We start from the raw sequence: 18,681 nt of genomic DNA, 5'->3' as shown, positions 1-18,681 counted from the left end.
CGCCCGTACCTTGAGGTTCTCTGAATGGAGGCGCCATGATGCTGGATGCCGGACTTCGAGCCCTCTGGGTGGCGAACGTAGCGACGGGCGTAGCGGCGGTCACCGCACGCACCCCCGATTACCTGTGGCCGGTCCTCGCCGGTCGGCGAACCGATTCGACTGACCGGCCCCGACATTCACCGGTGGCCTCGGATCTCGAGGTGGTCACCGTGACCGACAGTTCGGTCATCCTGACCTGGACGACCACGGTGCGGGACCGTTCGGGGCGGATGCGTCCCGTCCCCGCCGACACCGAGGTCCGGATGACCGCGGTGGACGGCGCGGCGCTGCCCCGCTACCTCGATTCCCGGCCCACCGCGTATCACTACGCGGAGATCTCGGGCCTGGAGGCGGGCCGGACCTACCATTTCGAGGCGTACTCGGACGGCGTCCGCGCGGTGCCGGGGCGGACCCTGGTGACCAGGCAGTCCGGCTCCCCCGAGAGCACCGGGACGTTCACCACCGTGACACCGCCGCCCGGGGCGCTGCTGCGAACCATCGCGCTGGCCAACGATGTTCACTTCGGTGAGGAGCGCAGCGGCATCCTGCTGGCCGGGTTGCCGATCGGGTTGAAGCACGAGCCGGAGGATCATCCGGCATTCATGCTCGACGCGCTGCTCGAGGATCTGCGCTGCGCCGATCGCGGGGCCGATCACCTGATCGTGGCCGGTGATCTCACCGATACCGGCTCCGCGGCCGAATCCCTGGCGATTCGAGCGCGTTTCGATGCCTGGGGCGAGCTGGGCCGGGACTACTTCGTCTGCCGGGGCAACCACGACACCACCCCGCCGGACCAGCCGGATCACTGGGGCGAGGTGTTCCATCCGTTCCAGCGACTGGCCGAGTACTACCTCGGCGGACTGCGCGTGATCTCGCTCGACACCTCGCGGCGCGGCCGATCCGGAGGAACGCTCGAGGCGGCGCAACTGAACCGGCTACGGGAACTGCTGAGCGCGGACCCGGACCGGCCGACCCTGGTCTTCGGCCACCACCCGGTGACTTCCCATGCGGCTGTGAGCAATCCGGCGGGTCCCGGCTTCGTGCTCGACCGCTCCAGCGCCGCCGCCCTGCAGGAGATCTACCGGTCCGCACCCGGAGTGTTCCTGCACCACAGCGGCCACACCCACCGCAATCGCCGCAATCGCCCCGACCCCGGGGTGAACGTCGAATTCCTGGAAGTCGGTGCGGCGAAGGAGTATCCGGGCGGCTACACCCTCCTGCGGATCTACGAGGGCGGCTACACGGCCAACTTCTACAAGACCCGCTCCGAGTCCGCGCGCCGCTGGAGCGCACGCACCCGGCGGCAGTATCTGGGCCTGCACCCCGATCACGCCCTCGGCACCTGCGGCGACCGTAATCACGTGGTGCACAGGAACTTCAGCGGATTGGTCCCGGCTCGGACCACAGCGACCGAAGGTGTCGTCGCCCGGTCCTGAGCGGCGAACATCGTCACTCGACGAGCGCGATCGCCGGGTGTCGCGCCGGGTCCAGCCAGCGCAGGACCGTGCGGAGATCCGAGGCCGGGATCGCGACGCAGCCCGCGGTCGGGCCGCCGCTCGAATTGTGGAGGAAGAAGGCCGATCCCGCGCCGGGGACGGCGGGGGATCGGTTGTAGTCGATGACGACGGCGTTGTCGTAGGCCGGACCCGCCGCGGTGAGATTCTCCCCGGCTCGCTCGTCGAAGGGGCAGGTGCCCGGGGTGCAGCGATAGTGCGTGTTGTAGCTCGCCGACGCGGTATCGGACACCCACCAGTCCCAGGAGTCGAGTCGGCGGTACGGCAGTCGTACGGAGTCGATCGTCTCGTTGCCGAAAGCTTCTGTGAGAGGCCAGATTCCAGCCGGAGTCCGGGTGGAGCCCTCGGTGGCCGATCCGATGCCGGCCTCGCCCACGTGCGCCGAGATCGGGCCGTGCGCCAGCTGCCACCGGCCCTCGGTGCGATCCCATGTCGAGAAGGTCGCGGTGCTCGCGCCGTGCCGGTCGGCGACCACCGTGATCATCTGCTCTGCCGGTCCGCTGTACGACAGCGGGAACCGTTGCGCCGCATCGTCGGTCGCGCACGCGGCGAGACAGATCGCGGCGAGCAGCAGCACCATGGCGGTGGCCCCCGCGCGTACCTCGGCGGTGGTCGGCCACGGCGTTGAGGCAGCGAGCGGTTCGGGCGTGGAGATCTCGGGGGATTCGGCCACCTGCCGGACGCTACGGGTTCGTGGAGGACGGATCGGGTTTCTGGGCCTCCGCGCGTCGCGGATCGCCCGCCTGGCAACGCGTCGCCGCTGACAATCATGCCGACGACCTGCGGGATGTCGATCGTATAAAACTCTGCTCACGAATGTGCCATTGACAAATGGCGCATTGAACGGTGATTCTCTTTCCATGACGAGAACAGGGTCAACGTCGACCCGAGTATCGGCGGCGGTTCCCGCCTCGGCCTCGCGGCAAGCGAGGCTCGCGGCATCCGCCTCGGTGATCGGCCTGCGACGGGTGAACGGGTTGCTCCCACGCAATCGCGCGGGTATAGGAGCCGGACGCGGGCTGATCGCCGGAGTCATGGCCGCCTTCGGTCCGGTACTGCCGGGCACGCGGGTGAACAGGGTCCGCTCCGGCACGGTGCGCGGCGAATGGGTCCGCGCGGCCGGGGTCGAGCAGGGTGACAAGGCCATCTACTACATCCACGGCAGCGGCTACGTGGTCTGTTCGGCGCGCACGCATCGTGGGCTGGCCTCGCGTCTGTCGAAGCTGACCGGACTGCCGGTGTTCCTGATCGACTACCGGCTCGCTCCCGAGCATCGCTTCCCGGCGGCCGCGGACGACGTCGAGGCCGGGTACCGCTGGCTGCTCGGAAACGGCTACCGCGCACAGGATCTGGTGATCGGCGGCGATTCGGCGGGCGGGCATCTGGCACTGGATCTGCTGCTGCAGAATCTGCGCGGCGATATCGCGCAGCCCGCCGGCGTGTTCATGTACTCGCCGTTGATGGACCTGACGCTGACCCTCGCGCAGGTCCGGGACCGCACTCTCGCGGATCCGATGGCTCCCGCGCACACCGGCCGCCGCCTCATCGAGCTCTATACCGAAGGCCAGCAGCCGGATTCACCACGGCTGCGCCTGAGCATCCCGTCCGGAGCCGACCTCCCGCCGCTGCTGGTGCAGGCCAGCGCGGGCGAGATGCTGGCCGATGACGCCCGCCATCTGCACGACATGGCCACCACCGCCGGGGTCCGCTGCGATCTCGAACTGTGGCCCGGCCGCATCCACGTCTTCCAGGCGCTGCCGCTGCTGGTCCCCGAAGCCGAGCAGGCACTGCGGCGCACCCGCGAGTTCGTCGCCGAAGCGCTGGCGGCCGCGGACGCATCGATTCGTACGAAGGTGAGCTGACCATGGGAATTCTCGACAGTGTGCTGCCGGTCTTCGGCAAGCGCCGGTCGCACGAGGCAAAGGCCGTGGTGACCGGCGCCGGCAGCGGCATCGGCCGCGCCTTCGCACTCGAAATCGCCTCGCGCGGTGGTGAAGTGCTGTGCGCCGATATCGACAAAGACCGCGCCGACGAGACCGCGCGGTTGATCGAACGCACCTACGGGCAGCCCGCGCACGCGGTGTTCTGCGACGTGTCGCGCCGCGAGGACATGGAGAGCCTCGCCCTGCACGCCGAGCTGATCTTCCAGGGCCCGCCGACCCTGGTGATCAACAACGCCGGGGTGGGCATCGGCGGAAAGCCGGTGGGCGACATCGGTTTCGACGACTGGCAGTGGGCCATGGGGATCAACCTGTGGGGCGTGGTGCACGGCTGTGAGATCTTCGCGCCGCAGCTGCGCGCCGCCGGTCGCGGCGGCATCATCAATGTCGCCTCCGCCGCCGGTTTCGCCGCCGCGCCCGGAATGGCGGTCTACAACGTCTCCAAGGCCGGCGTGATGTCGCTCTCGGAGACCCTGGCCGCGGAACTGTCCGGATCCGGCGTCGCGGTGACGGTGCTGTGTCCCACGTTCGTCAAGACCAATGTGGTGCGGGACGGCCGGATCGGTTCGGGCTCTTCGCGATTGGCGGACGAGCTGATGCGCTGGACCGGTTTCTCGCCCGAGCGGGTGGCCCGCACCACCCTCGATTCCCACGATCACGGCCGCCTCTATGTGCTGCCGCAGCTGGACGCGCATGCGGTCTGGCTGCTCAAGCGGCATTTCCCGGCCGTCTACACCCATGCCCTCGGCGTGCTGAATCGTGTCCTGCCTCAGGACGATTCGACTCCCACCGCCGCCGATCCGGCATCCTCCGAGAAGACAGGAGTCTGACATGTCCATCGACTTCGACAACATGCTGGGCAAGATCAAGTCCAAGCAGTGGGCGCTGGCCGACATCGACTGGGACGCCCCCGGCGCCGACACCATCGATCCGGCGCTGCACGCCAAGCTCAAGCCGTTCATGGCCGATCTGATGTGGATCGAGAACGTGGGCGCACGCGGCTTCGCGGCCATGGCGCAGAAGGCCCCGACCGAGACGCTCAAGCAGATCTACCGGTACTTCCACGCCGAAGAGCAGCGGCACGCCAATGCCGAACTCGCGCTCATGCGCCGGTGGGGAATGCTCGACGGGGACGAGATTCCCGAGCCGAACATCAACGTGAAGCTGGTCATCGACTTCCTGGACAAGCACGCGGACGAGATGTCGCTCTCGTTCCTTGGCACCGTCATCCCCATGCTGGAGGTGGCGCTGGACGGCGCGCTGATCAAGTTCATCACCGACGAGATCACCGATCCGGTCGCGCAGGACGTCTTCAAGAAGATCAATGCCGACGAATCCCGGCACCTGGCAACCGATTACGCGGTCATGGAGCTGCTCGGTCACTCGACCTTGCGCAAGCTGGCCATCGAGCTGGTCGGCGGCTGGGCCAAGCCGTCTTTCATCGTCGGCGTGCTGAGCTACGTGCCGCTGCTGAACAAGATGCGCGACAACATCGTCGAGATGGGCGTCGACGAGGAGAAGCTGTACGCGGCCATGCGCCGGTTCAAGCAGGTCGGTGAGCGCGCCCCCATCGCCAACCGGGTGCCCATGTACCGGATCGTGAAGATGCACAGCGGCTGGGTGATCAACCGGGACCACCCGTACCACCTGTTCGCCGACGCCATGGTCAAGCTGACCGCGCGCATCCCGGACCGTTTCCTGGGCGAGCAGCCGACCTGGTCCAAGGAACTCACCTACGAGCCGGTCGCATGAGCGCCCGGGCGAAGCGCTCCGGCGGGACCGGAGCCGAGCCACTGGACGTGGCCATCATCGGCGCGGGGTTCGCGGGCATCGGGGCCGCGATCCGGCTGCGGCAGAAGGGCATCACCGACTTCGCGATCTTCGAACGCGATACCCGGGTCGGCGGCACCTGGCGCGACAATACGTATCCCGGTGCGGCCTGCGACATTCCGTCGCGGCTGTACTCGTTCGCCTTCGCGCCCAATGCGGAGTGGTCGCACACCTACTCCGGCAGCGCCGAAATCCTCTCGTACATCGAGTCGATGGTCGAGGAGTTCGGCATCCGGCCCAGCATCCGATTCGAGCACACCGTCACCGGTATGGAGTTCGACGAGGTGAGCGGCCTGTGGGACATCGCGTTCGAGGGCCGGCCCGCGGTGAAGGCGCGCAGCGTCGTGCTCGCCTCCGGACCGCTCTCGAACGCGAGCCTGCCGTCGATTCCGGGCATCGAGGACTACGAGGGCAAGAAGATCCACAGCGCCCGCTGGGATCACGACTACGACTTCGCGGGCAAGAAGGTCGCCGTCGTCGGCACCGGAGCCAGTGCGGTGCAGATCATTCCGGAGCTGGTCGAGCGGGCCGCGTCGGTGAAGGTCTTCCAGCGCACGCCGGGCTGGGTGCTGCCGCGCGCGAACCGGCGCACCACCGGGCTGACCAAACAGCTGTACCGGCAGGCCCCGGTTGCTCAGAAGCTGGCGCGTGAAGCCTGGTTCTGGGGCCACGAATCGGTGGCTCTGGGTGTGGTATGGAAATCGCCGCTGACCCGCGTGGTCGAGTCGGTCGCCACGCTGCACATGCGCAATCAGGTCAGTGATCCGTGGCTGCGCCGTCAGCTCACCCCCGATTTCCGGGCGGGCTGCAAGCGTCTGCTGATCAGCAACGACTACTACCCGGCGCTGCAGCGGGAGAACTGCAAGCTGATCACCTGGCCGATCGCGCGGTTGTCGGAGAGGGGAATCCGCACAGCCGAGGGCATCGAGCACCAATTCGACGCCATCGTGTTCGCCACCGGCTTCGATGTCTCCAAGGCGGGTGCGCCCATCCCGATCAAGGGCCGGGACGGGCGCGTGCTCGGCGACGAATGGAGCAGGGGCGCTTACGCTTTCAAGAGCGTGGCGGTCGCGGGCTACCCGAACCTGTTCCTGACCTTCGGGCCGAACTCCGGGCCGGGTCACAATTCGGCGCTGGTCTACATGGAGGCTCAGATCGAGTACCTCACCGATGCCATCGGAGTGCTGCTCGATCGCGACCTGCGCATGCTCGAGGTCCGGCGGGATCGGCAGGATCAGCACAACGCCCGGCTCCAGGAGCGGCTGAGCGCGACCACCTGGAATTCCGGTTGCAGCAGCTGGTACCTCACCGAGGACGGCTTCAACGCCACCATGTTCCCCGGTTTCGGCACACAGTACGTGCGGCAACTGGCCCGCGTGGAACTGGACGATTACGTTCTGGTTCGCCGCGACGCCGTCCGCGCCGCGGGTGCCGAACACGGAACCGCGCTCTCGCTCGGCTAATGTCGACGCCAGGTGTGACGCCCATGCCCGCGGTGCTGCAACGCACCAGGGCATGGGCGCTGCGTGCAGGTGGGGCTTTGGTGCAGCGTGCCGGATCGGGTGACCGGGATCAGCGAGAGCGGGAGGGCGAGACGAGGATGGCGGAGTACCGCATCGACGATCTCGCGCAGGCCGCAGGCACCACCACCCGCAACGTCCGGGCCTATCAGGAACGTGGCCTGCTGCCCACGCCCACCCGCCGGGTCGGGCGCGCGCTCATCTACGACGAATCGCACCTGGGCCGGCTCAAGATCATCGATTCGCTGCTGCAGCGCGGCTTCACCACCGCGCACATCGCGGACTTCATCACCAGCTGGGAGACCGGCAAGGATCTGACCGAGGTGCTCGGCCTGCAGCAGGCCGTCACCTCCACCTGGGGCAAATCCGAAGAGCCGCTGGAGGTTCCGCGCGAACTCGTGGATACCCTGCTCGGCGACACCGGTGAGGAACCGGTCACCGGCGGTGACCTCGACCGCCTGGCGGAACTGGGCCTGGTCCGATTGCACGAGCACACTGTCGAATTCACGCAGCCGGATCTGCTGGACACCTTCGCCGCGCTGCACGGTTACGGCTACGACCTGAGCGGGGTCATCGACGTCTACGCCGCCGTCGGGCGCAAGGTCGAGGACATCGCCCGGCTGATGGTCACCACCGCCAAGGATCAGATCGTGTCCGCGCACGGTCCCGGCTGGCTGCCCGATACCGACGCCGAGACGTCCGCGTTGACCAAGATGCTCAACCACCTGCGCGAACTCAGTGTGACGGCGGTGCAGAACAACCTCGCGCAGGCGCTCGATCGCGTGCTGCGCGACGAGCTCAGCGCCTACCTGGAAGTCGCCGCCGAGCAGCGCGGCACCCGCAGGACGCCGCAGCAGTAGCCTTCTCGCGGCGGGGCCCCGGATGGCATTCACCGGGGCCGGAGCTCACCTCAGGCCGCGGGAACCAAGACTTCGTCGCGCGCGAGCAGATCCGCGTAGAAGCCGTTGCGTTCCAGTAGTTCTCGATGCGTGCCCCGTTCGACGACGCGGCCCTTGTCGAGCACGACGATCTGATCCGCCGCGCGGATCGTGGAGAGCCGGTGCGCGATGGTGATGGTGGTGCGCCCGACCGACAGGGCGTCGATCGCGGCCTGCACCTCGCGTTCGGTGCGGGTGTCCAGGGCGCTGGTCGCCTCGTCCAGCACCATGATCGGTGGATTGCGCAGGATGGCGCGGGCCACCGCGAGCCGCTGCTTCTCCCCGCCGGAGAAGCGGTAGCCGCGCTCGCCGACCGTGGTGTCGTAGCCGTCGGGCAGGCTCATGATGTGCTCGTGGATCTGCGCGGCCCGCGCGGCGGTGTGCAGTTCCGCGTCGGTGGCATCGGGTTTGGCGAAGCGCAGGTTGTCCGCCACCGTGGCGTGGAACAGGTAGGTCTCCTGCGAGACCACGCCGACGTTCGCGGACAGATCCGCGAACGACAACTCCCGCACGTCGACGCCGTCGATGGTGATCCGGCCGGACGTGGTGTCGTACAGCCGGGCGGCGAGATATCCGAGAGTGGTTTTGCCCGAACCGGTTTCGCCGACGATGGCCAGGCTGGTCCCGGCCGGGACGGTGAGGTCCACATCGGTCAGGACGCTGCGGTCGGCGCTGTCGTAGGCGAAGCCGACATGCTCGAAGCGGACCTGTCCGGCTGCCGAATCCGGCAGTGACACAGGATGTTCCGGCTCCACGATATCGGGAGTGAGGTCCAGGTATTCGAAGATGCGGTCGAACAGCGCCATGGAGCTCTGCACCTCCACGCCGGTGGACAGCAGCATCACCGTGGGCCGGAACAGGCCGGCCTGCAGGGTGGTGAAGGCGACCAGGGTACCGATCGACACCATCGGATTCCCGGCGGCGACGGTCAGCCCGGCGGCCCAGTAGATCACCGCGGGCATCGCGGACATCACGATCTGAATGGTGGACTGCCGCCAGCGGCCGGCCATGCTGGAGCGGATCTCCAGATCGACCAGCCCCTTGGATTCGCTGGTGAAGTCCTCCACCAGCGCGGGGGAGCGACCCATGGTGCGCCCCAGCAGGATTCCGCTCACGGACAGCGATTCCTCGACGATGGCGGACATGCCGGCCAGCTTCTTCTGCTTCTGCCCGGTGATCCGGCGGCGCTCGTCGCCCACGCGCCGGCTGATCCAGACGAACAGCGGCAGCATGACGAGCGACACCAGCGTCAGCCGCCAGTCCAGCACGAACATGGCGACCACGGCGGCCAGCACCGAGGTGAAGTTGGAGACCAGTGAGGTGGCGGTCGAGGTGACCGTGGATTGCATGCCACCGATGTCGTTGGCGATGCGGGACTGCACCTCGCCGGTGCGGGTGGCGGTGAAGAAGGCCAGCGGCATGCTCTGCAGGCGCGCGTAGACGGCCGATCGCAGGTCGTGCATGACGTGCTGGCCGACGGCGGTGGAGAGATAGGTCTGCAGCACGCTGAAGACGCTGGTGAGAACGGTGACCGCGATCATGCCCGCGGCCAGGGCGGTCAGCAGGCCGGTGCGGCCGTGCGGAAGGGCGTCGTCCAGGACGGCGCGCAGCAGGAACGGTGAGGCCAGCGACACGATCGAGGACAGGCCGACCAGGCCCGCGACGAGTGCCAGCCGGTGGCGGTACGGATGGAAGAGCCGGATGACCCGGCGAAGTCTGGGGTGTCGAGGTCCGGGGTGTTTCGGAAGCGCCCGGCTCTGCGCCGGTTTCTCGAGAAGCGTGACCATAGGCCGCCTCCTTTCGGGATCTGAGGCGTATAACTGAGCTTAGCTCATAGTTATTCCGAACAACAATGAGTTAGGATCACGATCATGGCCAGTTCCCCCGACGACGAGCTCCCCGACCTGTTCCTGCGTGCCACCAAGCGCATCCGGCGCAATCAGATGACGCGCCTGGCGCCCCTCGGGCTCACTCCCTCGCAGGCTCGCGCGCTGCGCACCATCGGCCGGGCTCCGGAACCGCTGCGGATGTCGGCCCTGGCCGAGCACCTAGGCATCGTCCCGCGCTCGGCCACCTCGCTGGTCGATGCCCTAGTCGCCGCGGATCTGGTGGTTCGCACGCCGGACCCGACCAGTCGCCGCGCCACCCTGGTGACTCTGAGCGACTCCGGTCAGGAGGCGCTGAACCGCATGTCGGAGGCTCGTCGTGAGGCCACCGCCGAGATCTTCGCCGCGCTCACCGCCGATCAGCGCGAGACGTTGCGCACCCTGCTGCAGGCGCTCGGCACCGCCGAGGGCTGACGTCGCGGGGCCCGGGGCCGCACGGCTCGACCCCGGCGGAATCGGGTACCGCCGGGATGTACACCGCACGCGCGGGCGCTCGGAATCAACGCGGCTCGTGCGCGTTGGTCATGAGCATGAGCTCCGCACTGCAGGCGATTCCCTTCTCGATCCTGGACCGTTCACGGGTCCGGCAGGGACAGAGCCACTCCGACGCGCTGCGCGAGACTGTCGAGTTCGCGCGACTGGCGCAGGACTGGGGGTATCACCGGTTCTGGGTCGCCGAGCACCACAGCGTGCCCGGGGTCGCGGGGTCCGCTCCGACGGTGCTGGCCGCCGCGGTCGCCGCCGCCACCACGCGCATTCGAGTCGGCACCGGTGGCGTGATGCTGCCCAATCATCAGCCGCTGGTGGTCGCCGAACAGTTCGGGGTGCTCGAATCGTTGTTCCCGGGTCGGATCGATATGGGGCTGGGCCGATCGGTCGGCTTCACCGACGGGGTGCGGCGCGCGCTCGGCCACACCAAGGACGACGCCGAGGATTTCGACGCCCAATTGACCGCTCTGCTGGGCTATTTCGCCACCGGCAGCCGCGGAGTGCACGCCTGGCCCGCGGAGGAGCTGCGGGTTCCGGCGTTCCTGCTGGCCACCGGGTCGAGTGCGCAGCGCGCCGCCAGATTCGGATTACCGCTGGTGATAAGCCCTTTCACGGGCGTGGAACCGATGATCGAGGCGATCGAGCGATACCGCGCGGAGTTCGCGCCCACCTCGGCGAACCCCGCGCCCTACGTTATCGTGTCCACCTCGGTGGTGCTGGCCGATTCCCCGGCGCACGCTCGTCGTCTGCTCCTGCCCGAGGCGTGGTCGGCGGCCTACTCGCGGACCCGGGGTGAATTCCCGGCGCTGATCTCGCCGGAACAGGTGGAACGCGAGCCGATGACCGGCAGGCAGCGCGCGATCTTCGAGGAATCCCTGCGCGGGCATATCCACGGCACCGAGGACACCGTGCTACCCGAGTTGGAGCGGCTGGTGCGGCGCTCGGGCGCGGACGAGATCCTGGTGCACACCAGCACCTTCGACCGCGCCGCGCGGCTCGAATCACATCGCCGATTGGCCGCCGCGGTGCGGCCCCGGCTCGCCGCAACCGGCTCGGTGTGATCGGCGCTCACTCCGCCTGCGGCAGATGGACTTTGGCCTCGTCATAACCGGCATCGCCCGCGGCGGCCGCGGGACCGTAGACCAGGTGCAATACGCCGGTCTGGAACGGTGTGGCCGAAAGCAGCTGCAGCGGAATGGGTTCGCTCTCGCCGAAGAGGCGCTCGCCCGAACCCAGCGAAATCGGGTGCACGAACAGGTGCAGTTCGTCGAGCAGTTCGGCGGACAGCAGCTGGCGCACGATCGAGGGTGAGCCGCTCATGGCGATATCGGAGGTGCTCTCCTGCTTCAGTGCGGTGACGCCCTCGATCAGATCGCCCTTCAGCTGCTCGGAATTGCGCCACGGCAGGTCCAGATCCTGGTGCGAGACAACGATCTTGCGGGCATCGCCGAGCGATTTGGCCATGCCCGAGTCCGGGCCGCCCTCGTCCTCACGCTGCGGCCAGGCGCCCGCGAAACCCTCGTAGGTGACGCGGCCCAGCAGCAGCGTGTCGGAATTGCCGAGCTGCGCGCCGACGGCCGCGCCCATCTCGTCGTTGAAGTAGGGGAAGTGCCAGTCCTGGGGGTTCTCGATGACGCCATCGAGGGAGATGAAGAATCCGGCGGTGATCTTTGACATGGGATGCTCCTGTCAGCGGTGCGGGTCACCGGTTCGTTCCGGTGCGGGAAGGTAACTGCCTGTACAGACGGCGGCCGATATCGGTATTCATCGCGGCCCCGAAAGATTCTCCTGTGACCCGGAGCACACCGCTAGTGGTGCGGCATGCCGCCCATCTCGGAGCCCGATGACCCGCCCGCGGCCGTGTCCGTGTCCATGTTCATGTCCGTGTCCATGTTCATTCGGACGGGTGCGGCCCGCTGGCCCGGAGCCAGGACCAGGAACTGGCCCATCATGCCGTGATCCTCGTGCAGCAGCAGGTGGCAGTGGAACATGTACGGGTAGTTCGGGTCCGCGTGGTCGGTGAAACGCATGGCCAGGGTGAACACCGGGCCGGGCGGGGTGAACACGGTGTCCTTCCAGCCCGCCAGTTCCGGGGGCGGGGGAGCGTCGTCGACGGCGATGATCTGGAACTGCACGTCGTGAACGTGGAAATTGTGCGGCCAGTTGTCGACATTGCGGACCGTCCACACCTGGGTGGTGTCGACCGCGACGGTGAAGTCGATCCGGTTCATGTCCATGCGGGCCCGGTTGATCATGAACCACTGCAGCTCGAAGGAGCGGTCCGCGGCCGTGCCGATTGGGGCGACGGGTGCAATGTGCGCCAGCGAATCCGGAAGCGCGGCAGCGGGTTCGAGTGTTCGTCCGGTTCGGAACTCGAGAATGTCGAAGGAGTCGTCGAAACCGAAGGATGCCGCCTCGCGGGCCGGGAGGGTGCCGCGATTCTCGATCGGGAAGGAGCGCAGCATGGTTCGCGCATCGCCGTCGAACGCCACCACGATCTCCACGCGCTCTCCCGGGCTGATCAGTACGCGATCGCGGCGCAGGGGTGCGGGCAGCAGACCGCCGTCGGTGGCGATGAGCGCGAAGTCGCGGCCGTCGGCGAAGCCGAGGTTGTAGAGGCGGCCCGAGGAACCGTTCAGAATGCGCAGCCGCACCCGGGAAGTGCGGACGTCCAGGTGCGCACGGTTGATTCCATTGGTGAGGATCGTGTCTCCGAGCAGGCCGACATCGCTGGGATCGGACTCGTCCAGCGCGCCGTCCGGGCTGAAGCGGCGATCCTGGATCACCAGCGGAATATCGTCCACGCCATAGGTTTTCGGCAGTTCGAGGGCGTTCGTGTCGGCATCGTCGAGCAGGAAGAATCCGGAAAGCCCGCGATAGACGTGCTTTTCGGTCGAGCCGTGCGGATGCGGGTGATACCAGAGACTCGCGGCCTGCTGGCTGATCGTCCAGGTCGCCGTCCAGTCGCCGTCCGGCTGGATCGGCTGATACGGGCCACCGTCCATCCGTGCGGGCACGTGCATGCCGTGCCAGTGCACCGTGGTCATCTCCGGCAGTGCGTTGCGCACCGTCACCGCGACGGTCTCACCCCGTGCCGCGCGCAGCGTCGGGCCCAGCACCGCACCGTTGTAACCCCAGGTCGGAGTCTTCTTCCCGAGCACCATCTCGGATTCACCGACCCCCGCGCGCAGGGCGAAACGCCGCACCCCGTCGGCCCCGACCGAGGACTCCGCGAGCGGCGGAATCGGCAGCGCCCGGGAACCGTCGCCCGGCACCGAGCCGGAGCCGCCCGCGCACCCGACCGCCGCGACCACCGGCGCCAGCCCGAGCGCCGCGAGCATGCCGCGCCGAGAGAACTGTGTGGATCGCCGAGGCTGTGCGGACCGAGAGCGCGCTGGGGATCCCGAGGGCGGCGCGGGGTGCGGACGCGCGGTGGATGTTGAGCGCCATGCGGTTTCCGAGGTGGGTGTGGGGGCCGAGAGCGGCGTGGGTTCCGTCGGCGGCGTGAGGGCCGAGGGTCGCGTGGGTTCGGGCGGTGGCGTGGAGGTCGAGGGTTGCGTGGGTTCGGACGTGGGCATGCAGGCCGGGAGTCGCGGGTCCGTCGGTGGCGTGCCGCCCGGGTTCGTCGGTGGCGTGCCGCCCGGGTTCGGCGTGGGTTGCGAGAGGGGTGAGGGGGGTGTTGCCCGCGAGGGTGGTACCGAACGGGACTGTCGGGGAGATCGGGCTCGCGAGGGCACTGGCATGGATTCGAGTCTTCGCGGACCGGGAGTGGGCGGGGTCCTTCCGGCGGCCGGGGATTCGGGGTACCAGCTCCTGCCTGGGACCCTTGTGGGACGGGACGGTTGCTGGTATGTAACCGCTCTGACCTGGGGTGGGGGCGAGCGTCGGTGTGCGCGTCCCATACCGTGGACGGGTGAGCGACACCGTCATCCGCCGTGATCTGCGGCTGCTACTGCGCTACACCCCGCTGCTGCTGGTTCCCCTGTTGCTGCTCGCCAGCACCTTCCCGGAGCAATTCCGAGTGCCGCTCGGTTACTGGCTGCTCGCGATGGCCGCCGCCGCCCTGTTCGTGGTGGCCGATCGGTGGCCGTTGCCCGTCTCGCTCGCGGTGTCCGCGCTCGCGGTGCCGATGTTCCTCGTCGATGCATGGGGTCTGTCGGGACTGGTGCCGTATCTGGGCGCGGTCGCGCTCGTCCACGCGGTGGCGCACACCACTCCGGTAGCGAGCACGGTCGCCGCGCTCGGCTGGGCGGTGGCGGCGCTGATCGGGGTGTGGTCGAGTCATATGCCGTTCTGGCGACCGGCCACCGCGGTCGAGGCGCTGGCCGTGGTCGGGCTGCCGGTGCTGCTCGGGCTCTATCTGCGCGCGCACGATCGATTGGCCGAACGGCTCCGGCTCGATGCCGCCATGGCCGAAAGTAGAAGGGCCGAAGCCGAATCGCACACTCGCGCCGTCGAGCGCAGCGCCATGGCGCGCGAGCTGCACGATCTGGTCGCGCACCATATGGCCTCGATCGTGCTGCGCATCGAGGTGGCGCGGCATGTGCTCGACGATCCGGATCCCCGGGTGCGTGCGGTGCTGGACGACGTGCACGACACCGCCGCCGATGCCCTCGCGGACATTCGCAGATTGCTTGTGGTCCTGCGTGATCCCGGGCTGGGCGAGGTGGCTCTCGTCGAGGCCGAGGCGGTGCTGACGGAGCTGGACGCGGCGGTGACGCGCACTCGCGCAGCCGGATTCACCGTCGACGCGACCGTGAGCGCGACCACGGCCGGACTGGACGCCATCGGCCGCCTCACTCTGTTGCGAGTGGTGCAGGAGTCCCTCACCAATGTCATGAAGCACGCTGACCGTGACAATCCGGTCGAGGTGCTGGTCGCCGACACACCGGAGGGCATCATCGTTCGCGTCGCGAGCGGTGAGCGCGTCACCGCCGGAGCGGGACGTGACGCCGGCCCGACCGCGCGTAGCGGCGATGTCGGGTTCGCGGCAGGTGATGGCAGCACCGGATCCGCTGGGAGTCGTCCCGGTCCAGGGTGTGCCGGGCACGACAGCAGAGCTGTATCAGCGGGGCGTGCCGGCAGCGTCGGATTCGCTGCGGGCGACCGCAATCCAGGACTCGCGCGGCCTGGCGCAGGTGCCGGGTCGTCCGGAACGGTCGGCAGCAACGGGTCCGCCGGGCAGGACGGGGTCGATGCCGCCGGGCACGGCATCATCGGCATGCGGGAGCGGGTGGATATGGCGGGTGGCACATTCGACGTCCGTCCGGTCGGGAGTGGCTGGGTGGTCGAGGCGCTGTTGCCGGATGCGCGGGGCGGAGACCGGCGCGATGACACGACGGGGTGGGGCGAATGATCAAGGTGCTCATAGTCGATGATCAGCGCCTGGTGCGCACCGGACTGCGGATGCTGCTCGAATCCACGCGGGATCTGACCGTGGTGGGGGAGGCGGGAGACGGGGTCGAGGCGGTGCGCCAGTGCGCGCGGTTGTCCCCGGATCTGATCCTGATGGATCTGCGGATGCCCGGACTCGACGGTGTGGGCGCGACCCGGCAGATCGTCGAATCCGGTTCTTCGGCAAAGATTCTGGTGCTCACCACCTTCGACGATGACGCGCACCTGTATCCCGCTCTCGCCGCGGGCGCGGCCGGATTCCTGGTCAAGGACACCGCGGCCGCCGATCTGCTGACCGCCATCCGCCGCACCGTCGAGGGCGATATGCACTTCTCGCCACAGCTGGTGCGCAGGCTGGTCGACCGTGCGCTGCACGCGGATTCGAAGCCCGCGCCTCCCTCGGCCGATCTGACTCCGCGCGAACGCGACGTACTGCTGCTGGTCGGTGCGGGCCTGAGCAATCAGGAGATCGCCGACCGCCTGTTCCTGGGCGTCACCACCGTCAAGACCCACGTCGCGAATCTGATGGACAAGACCGGCTGCGACAACCGGGCCCGGCTGGCGGTGTTCGCGTACCGGACCGCGGAAGGCTCCTGATCCGGTCTCGGGTGTCGTTGCGGGCCAAGGCTGTCCGGCCACGACCTAGGCGTATTCGTCGACCAAGCAAGTATTTGGGGGCTCGATGAACGCGCCGCCGGGTGTTACGCAATGCTGTGGGGCGAGGCTCGCGACCTGTGAATGGGGAAGGCCCGCGACCTCGGCGGCCGGCATCGTCAGCGCCGGCCTCAGCGAAGGATGTGATCAGCGACAGTAGGGGTTTGAGGGTATGGCCGAAAGTGCGGTTATCGGGCTCGTGGGCGGGCTGTGGCTCGTCGGGGCCGGTGTTGTCGGTTCGGTGACCTGGGTGCGCCTGCAGTACAGCGGTGCGATCGGGCGCACCGAGCTGCTCGCGCGGATCGCCGGGCAGGCCTTGGCGTGGCCGGTGACGGTTCCGGTGCTATTGCTGTCCGCGCGGCGGTAGCACAGCGACCAGCGGCCGGACTCGCCCGGGAGAAACAGTCCCGGACGGGTCCGGCCGTTCAGCGCACCTCGAAAGTGCCCGAGACGCCGGTGAACTCGGTGAGGGTTCGATCCTCGCGTGCGGCGTGGCCGTGATATCGGATCTGGTAGGTGCCCGCGGGCGTGCCGACCGGGATATCCCAGGTGACGGTGACTCGCGAGACGCCGCCGGAATCAGGACGCCAGCGGAATTTGGTCGCCCAGTCGTTGTCGTCGGCGATCGTGCACCACGCCTCGCCGTCGAGTCTGCGGACATCGAGATAGGTTCCGCCGCGCCGCAACTCGTTGCCCGGATCGGCGCCCGCGAATTCGATCAGCACCTGCGAGCCGGTGCGATAGGACGCGGCGGGCGCGGTCAGCACATCCCCGAACTCGTGACCGCTCGGTGGAACATCCTGGCGCGTGCGGTCTTTCGCCGAGCGCTGCCGGGCCGCGAGATCGGGTGCCGCGGGACCGCTCGCGGCCTGCTCACCGTCCCGCATGGCGGTCGCCAGTGCGGCGGCGATCTGCTGCAGCGCGGGCAGTTCCCAGCGACCGAAGAGCGTGCTGCCGCCCTCGTAGCGCTGCTCGTCGTACTCCTCCGGCGTCGTCACATAGTGGATGTAGGAATTGCTGTACCCGGCCACCAGCACATCGGCCAGATCGGCCCCGACGATCCCGGCCACGGTGCGGCGCAGGCGAAGTCCGGCCGTGATGGTGACCTCTCCCGGTATGCCGATCAGGTACAGCTGCCCGATCCGCAGCAGCTGAACCGGTGCGATCTCCTGCACGAACGGGGTGAGCCGGTTCAGGATCCCGCCCGGCGCCACGACGGCCTTGGGCGCTTGCGCGGCAGCGAGTTTCGGGGTGAGCCGGTACAGCAGGCCGTTTGCGATCCGGTCCCATCCGGAGCCGCGGCCCTCGTGGAAGGTCTTCCAGAAGGTCGGTCCGTCGAATCCCGCGCCCGCGAGCGATGACGCACCGGCGCAGGGCTTCCCGGTCCGGTGCTCGCGTCCGTCGCCGGTGAACTCGGCGGACACCGTCACCGCCGACAGATCGACGTGCACGATCCGGTAGTCGATATCGCCGCAAATCGCCTGTCCCGCAGCGGTGGCCAGCTCGGCCGCCGCCTCGAACTGTCGTGTGCCCAGGATCCTGGTGTTCTCGAATTCGTCATCGGTGGGTCCGTGCCCGGGCCGCCCGGCCAGGTTCGGTGACATGTCGCCGGCATTGGTCTGGGCGAAGGCCGCGATGAAATCCGGCTGCGGCGAGGCGAGATAGTCGACGCCCCGCACCACCCGTTCCCAGTGGTAGGCCGCGTATCCCTTGTTGTCCCCGGAGATCAGCGTGTTCCGGTTGGTCATCGAGGTGTTGTGCGCGGCGAACCAGTCGATGGCTCCGACCGGCACGCCGGCCCGGTCGATGCGCAGCAGCGTGGTCTGCGGATCGACGGCATCGGGAAAGAAGTCCCGGTCCGACCGGGGGTTTCGCTCGAACGCCGACCGCGATCGGTTGACGCTCGCATCGTGCAGCTCCCCGTGCGCGAGTCGCAGGCTCGCGGGCGCGAGATCGGCGTGCGCCCGCTCGACCGCCTCGACGATGCCGTCCACGATCGCCCCGAAGGTCTTGGGCCGGAAGCCGCCGGTGGTGGTGTTGTAGAGCCGGTGGTGTGCGTATCCGCCCGGCCCGCAATGGGTATGGGTGGCCGTCAGCATCACATTGTGTTCGGTGTAGGCGTCACCGAACCGAGCCGCCAGCCGCCGCAGCACCTCCTGGTTGAGGCTGGAGAAGATCAGCGGCAGATCGTTGACGACCAGCAGCACCCGCCGCCCGGTGTGGCCGTCGGCGAAAACGAAAGCGCGCGAACGCAACCTGGTGTGGATCCCGTCGGTGCGCTGATCGGCCATCCCGTACCCGAGCATGCCTGCCCCGGCCGCCTCGCCGGTGATGTCCGCGATCCCGCGCCCGGCCAGGTACCGCTCACTCGATTCGCTCATGTATCGAACTTAGACACAACGGACCGGCGCCGCGCTCGATTCACGGGTGATCGGCCCGAGTCCGCGACGCTCGAATTCGGCTGCCTCGCATAGCCG

At 68.4% G+C, this 18,681-nt stretch carries 16 protein-coding genes; 11 read left to right on the top strand and 5 right to left on the bottom strand.

From position 1 onward, the window contains the following. The first annotated feature begins 209 nt into the window (after nt 1-209). Nucleotides 210-1,475 carry a metallophosphoesterase family protein gene (locus tag NJ1_RS27530; RefSeq protein ID WP_245717608.1) on the top strand — a complete coding sequence of 422 codons (1,266 nt, stop codon included), beginning with the start codon at nt 210-212 and terminating at the stop codon, nt 1,473-1,475. A gap of 13 nt (nt 1,476-1,488) precedes the next feature. On the opposite strand, the gene NJ1_RS27525 is transcribed toward NJ1_RS27530, so the two are convergent. After that, a complete protein-coding gene (locus tag NJ1_RS27525; RefSeq protein WP_218025270.1) occupies nt 1,489-2,226 on the bottom strand; it encodes a L,D-transpeptidase family protein in 738 nt (245 codons plus the stop codon). A gap of 187 nt (nt 2,227-2,413) precedes the next feature. Between NJ1_RS27525 and NJ1_RS27520 the strand changes: the two genes are divergently transcribed. The 5 genes from NJ1_RS27520 to NJ1_RS27500 are packed head-to-tail and all read left to right on the top strand — an operon-like array spanning nt 2,414 to nt 7,703. Next, nucleotides 2,414-3,415: an alpha/beta hydrolase gene (locus tag NJ1_RS27520; RefSeq protein WP_067699554.1), complete on the top strand. Its 1,002-nt coding sequence runs from the start codon at nt 2,414-2,416 to the stop codon at nt 3,413-3,415. 2 nt (nt 3,416-3,417) lie between these two features. Continuing rightward, nucleotides 3,418-4,323, top strand: a complete 906-nt coding sequence (locus NJ1_RS27515; RefSeq protein WP_067699552.1) for an SDR family NAD(P)-dependent oxidoreductase — start codon at nt 3,418-3,420, stop codon at nt 4,321-4,323. A 1-nt stretch (nt 4,324) separates the two neighbouring features. After that, a complete protein-coding gene (locus tag NJ1_RS27510) occupies nt 4,325-5,245 on the top strand; it encodes a ferritin family protein (protein WP_067699550.1) in 921 nt (306 codons plus the stop codon). Next, nucleotides 5,242-6,786 (top strand): flavin-containing monooxygenase, encoded by a 1,545-nt coding sequence (locus NJ1_RS27505; protein WP_067699548.1) that lies wholly within the window; start codon nt 5,242-5,244, stop codon nt 6,784-6,786. Before NJ1_RS27510 ends, NJ1_RS27505 begins: the two co-directional genes overlap by 4 nt. A 23-nt stretch (nt 6,787-6,809) precedes the next feature. Further along, complete coding sequence (locus NJ1_RS27500) at nt 6,810-7,703, top strand: MerR family transcriptional regulator (protein WP_339381119.1); 894 nt, start codon at nt 6,810-6,812, stop codon at nt 7,701-7,703. A 50-nt stretch (nt 7,704-7,753) separates the two neighbouring features. On the opposite strand, the gene NJ1_RS27495 is transcribed toward NJ1_RS27500, so the two are convergent. Then, nucleotides 7,754-9,568, bottom strand: coding sequence for an ABC transporter ATP-binding protein (locus tag NJ1_RS27495; protein ID WP_084478912.1), 1,815 nt, complete (start codon nt 9,566-9,568; stop codon nt 7,754-7,756). 84 nt (nt 9,569-9,652) lie between these two features. Between NJ1_RS27495 and NJ1_RS27490 the strand changes: the two genes are divergently transcribed. Further along, the gene (locus NJ1_RS27490; protein ID WP_067699544.1) at nt 9,653-10,081 is read left to right on the top strand and encodes a MarR family winged helix-turn-helix transcriptional regulator; all 429 of its coding nucleotides are present in this window, start codon (nt 9,653-9,655) and stop codon (nt 10,079-10,081) included. Between the two features lie 116 nt (nt 10,082-10,197). Next, a complete protein-coding gene (locus NJ1_RS27485) occupies nt 10,198-11,217 on the top strand; it encodes an LLM class flavin-dependent oxidoreductase (protein WP_067699624.1) in 1,020 nt (339 codons plus the stop codon). Between the two features lie 7 nt (nt 11,218-11,224). Here NJ1_RS27485 and NJ1_RS27480 read toward each other — a convergent pair whose 3' ends face one another. Beyond that, nucleotides 11,225-11,833 (bottom strand): dihydrofolate reductase family protein, encoded by a 609-nt coding sequence (locus tag NJ1_RS27480; RefSeq protein ID WP_067699542.1) that lies wholly within the window; start codon nt 11,831-11,833, stop codon nt 11,225-11,227. Nucleotides 11,834-11,964: 131 nt separating this feature from the next. Beyond that, a complete protein-coding gene (locus NJ1_RS27475) occupies nt 11,965-13,497 on the bottom strand; it encodes a multicopper oxidase family protein (protein ID WP_067699541.1) in 1,533 nt (510 codons plus the stop codon). A gap of 572 nt (nt 13,498-14,069) precedes the next feature. On the opposite strand from NJ1_RS27475, the gene NJ1_RS41055 reads away from it, so the two are divergent. The 3 genes from NJ1_RS41055 (at nt 14,070) to NJ1_RS27460 (ending at nt 16,571) form a co-directional block, all read left to right on the top strand. Next, complete coding sequence (locus tag NJ1_RS41055; RefSeq protein ID WP_067699540.1) at nt 14,070-15,512, top strand: histidine kinase; 1,443 nt, start codon at nt 14,070-14,072, stop codon at nt 15,510-15,512. Next, nucleotides 15,509-16,147, top strand: a complete 639-nt coding sequence (locus tag NJ1_RS27465; RefSeq protein WP_067699538.1) for a response regulator transcription factor — start codon at nt 15,509-15,511, stop codon at nt 16,145-16,147. The genes NJ1_RS41055 and NJ1_RS27465 overlap by 4 nt, the downstream gene beginning before the upstream one ends. Before the next feature lie 229 nt (nt 16,148-16,376). Further along, nucleotides 16,377-16,571: a hypothetical protein gene (locus NJ1_RS27460; protein WP_067699536.1), complete on the top strand. Its 195-nt coding sequence runs from the start codon at nt 16,377-16,379 to the stop codon at nt 16,569-16,571. A gap of 58 nt (nt 16,572-16,629) precedes the next feature. Here the strand turns inward: NJ1_RS27460 and NJ1_RS27455 are convergent, their stop codons facing one another. Then, the gene (locus tag NJ1_RS27455; RefSeq protein WP_067699534.1) at nt 16,630-18,585 is read right to left on the bottom strand and encodes a neutral/alkaline non-lysosomal ceramidase N-terminal domain-containing protein; all 1,956 of its coding nucleotides are present in this window, start codon (nt 18,583-18,585) and stop codon (nt 16,630-16,632) included. Between the last annotated feature and the right edge of the window lie 96 nt (nt 18,586-18,681).

Origin of the sequence: Nocardia jejuensis NBRC 103114, from assembly GCF_001613145.1 — a bacterium.
GTDB lineage: Bacteria > Actinomycetota > Actinomycetes > Mycobacteriales > Mycobacteriaceae > Nocardia > Nocardia jejuensis.
This window is presented reverse-complemented; position numbering and strand designations above follow the sequence as displayed.

What these genes read in the sequence shown, in the direction of transcription:
- NJ1_RS27520 (WP_067699554.1), top strand. Translation starts at nt 2,414, where the DNA reads ATGACGAGAACAGGGTCAACGTCGACCCGAGTATCGGCGGCGGTTCCC.
- NJ1_RS27515 (WP_067699552.1), top strand. Translation starts at nt 3,418, where the DNA reads ATGGGAATTCTCGACAGTGTGCTGCCGGTCTTCGGCAAGCGCCGGTCG.
- NJ1_RS27510 (WP_067699550.1), top strand. Translation starts at nt 4,325, where the DNA reads ATGTCCATCGACTTCGACAACATGCTGGGCAAGATCAAGTCCAAGCAG.
- NJ1_RS27505 (WP_067699548.1), top strand. Translation starts at nt 5,242, where the DNA reads ATGAGCGCCCGGGCGAAGCGCTCCGGCGGGACCGGAGCCGAGCCACTG.
- NJ1_RS27500 (WP_339381119.1), top strand. Translation starts at nt 6,810, where the DNA reads ATGCCCGCGGTGCTGCAACGCACCAGGGCATGGGCGCTGCGTGCAGGT.
- NJ1_RS27495 (WP_084478912.1), bottom strand. Translation starts at nt 9,568, where the DNA reads ATGGTCACGCTTCTCGAGAAACCGGCGCAGAGCCGGGCGCTTCCGAAA.
- NJ1_RS27490 (WP_067699544.1), top strand. Translation starts at nt 9,653, where the DNA reads ATGGCCAGTTCCCCCGACGACGAGCTCCCCGACCTGTTCCTGCGTGCC.
- NJ1_RS27485 (WP_067699624.1), top strand. Translation starts at nt 10,198, where the DNA reads ATGAGCTCCGCACTGCAGGCGATTCCCTTCTCGATCCTGGACCGTTCA.
- NJ1_RS27480 (WP_067699542.1), bottom strand. Translation starts at nt 11,833, where the DNA reads ATGTCAAAGATCACCGCCGGATTCTTCATCTCCCTCGATGGCGTCATC.
- NJ1_RS27475 (WP_067699541.1), bottom strand. Translation starts at nt 13,497, where the DNA reads ATGCTCGCGGCGCTCGGGCTGGCGCCGGTGGTCGCGGCGGTCGGGTGC.
- NJ1_RS27465 (WP_067699538.1), top strand. Translation starts at nt 15,509, where the DNA reads ATGATCAAGGTGCTCATAGTCGATGATCAGCGCCTGGTGCGCACCGGA.
- NJ1_RS27460 (WP_067699536.1), top strand. Translation starts at nt 16,377, where the DNA reads ATGGCCGAAAGTGCGGTTATCGGGCTCGTGGGCGGGCTGTGGCTCGTC.
- NJ1_RS27455 (WP_067699534.1), bottom strand. Translation starts at nt 18,585, where the DNA reads ATGAGCGAATCGAGTGAGCGGTACCTGGCCGGGCGCGGGATCGCGGAC.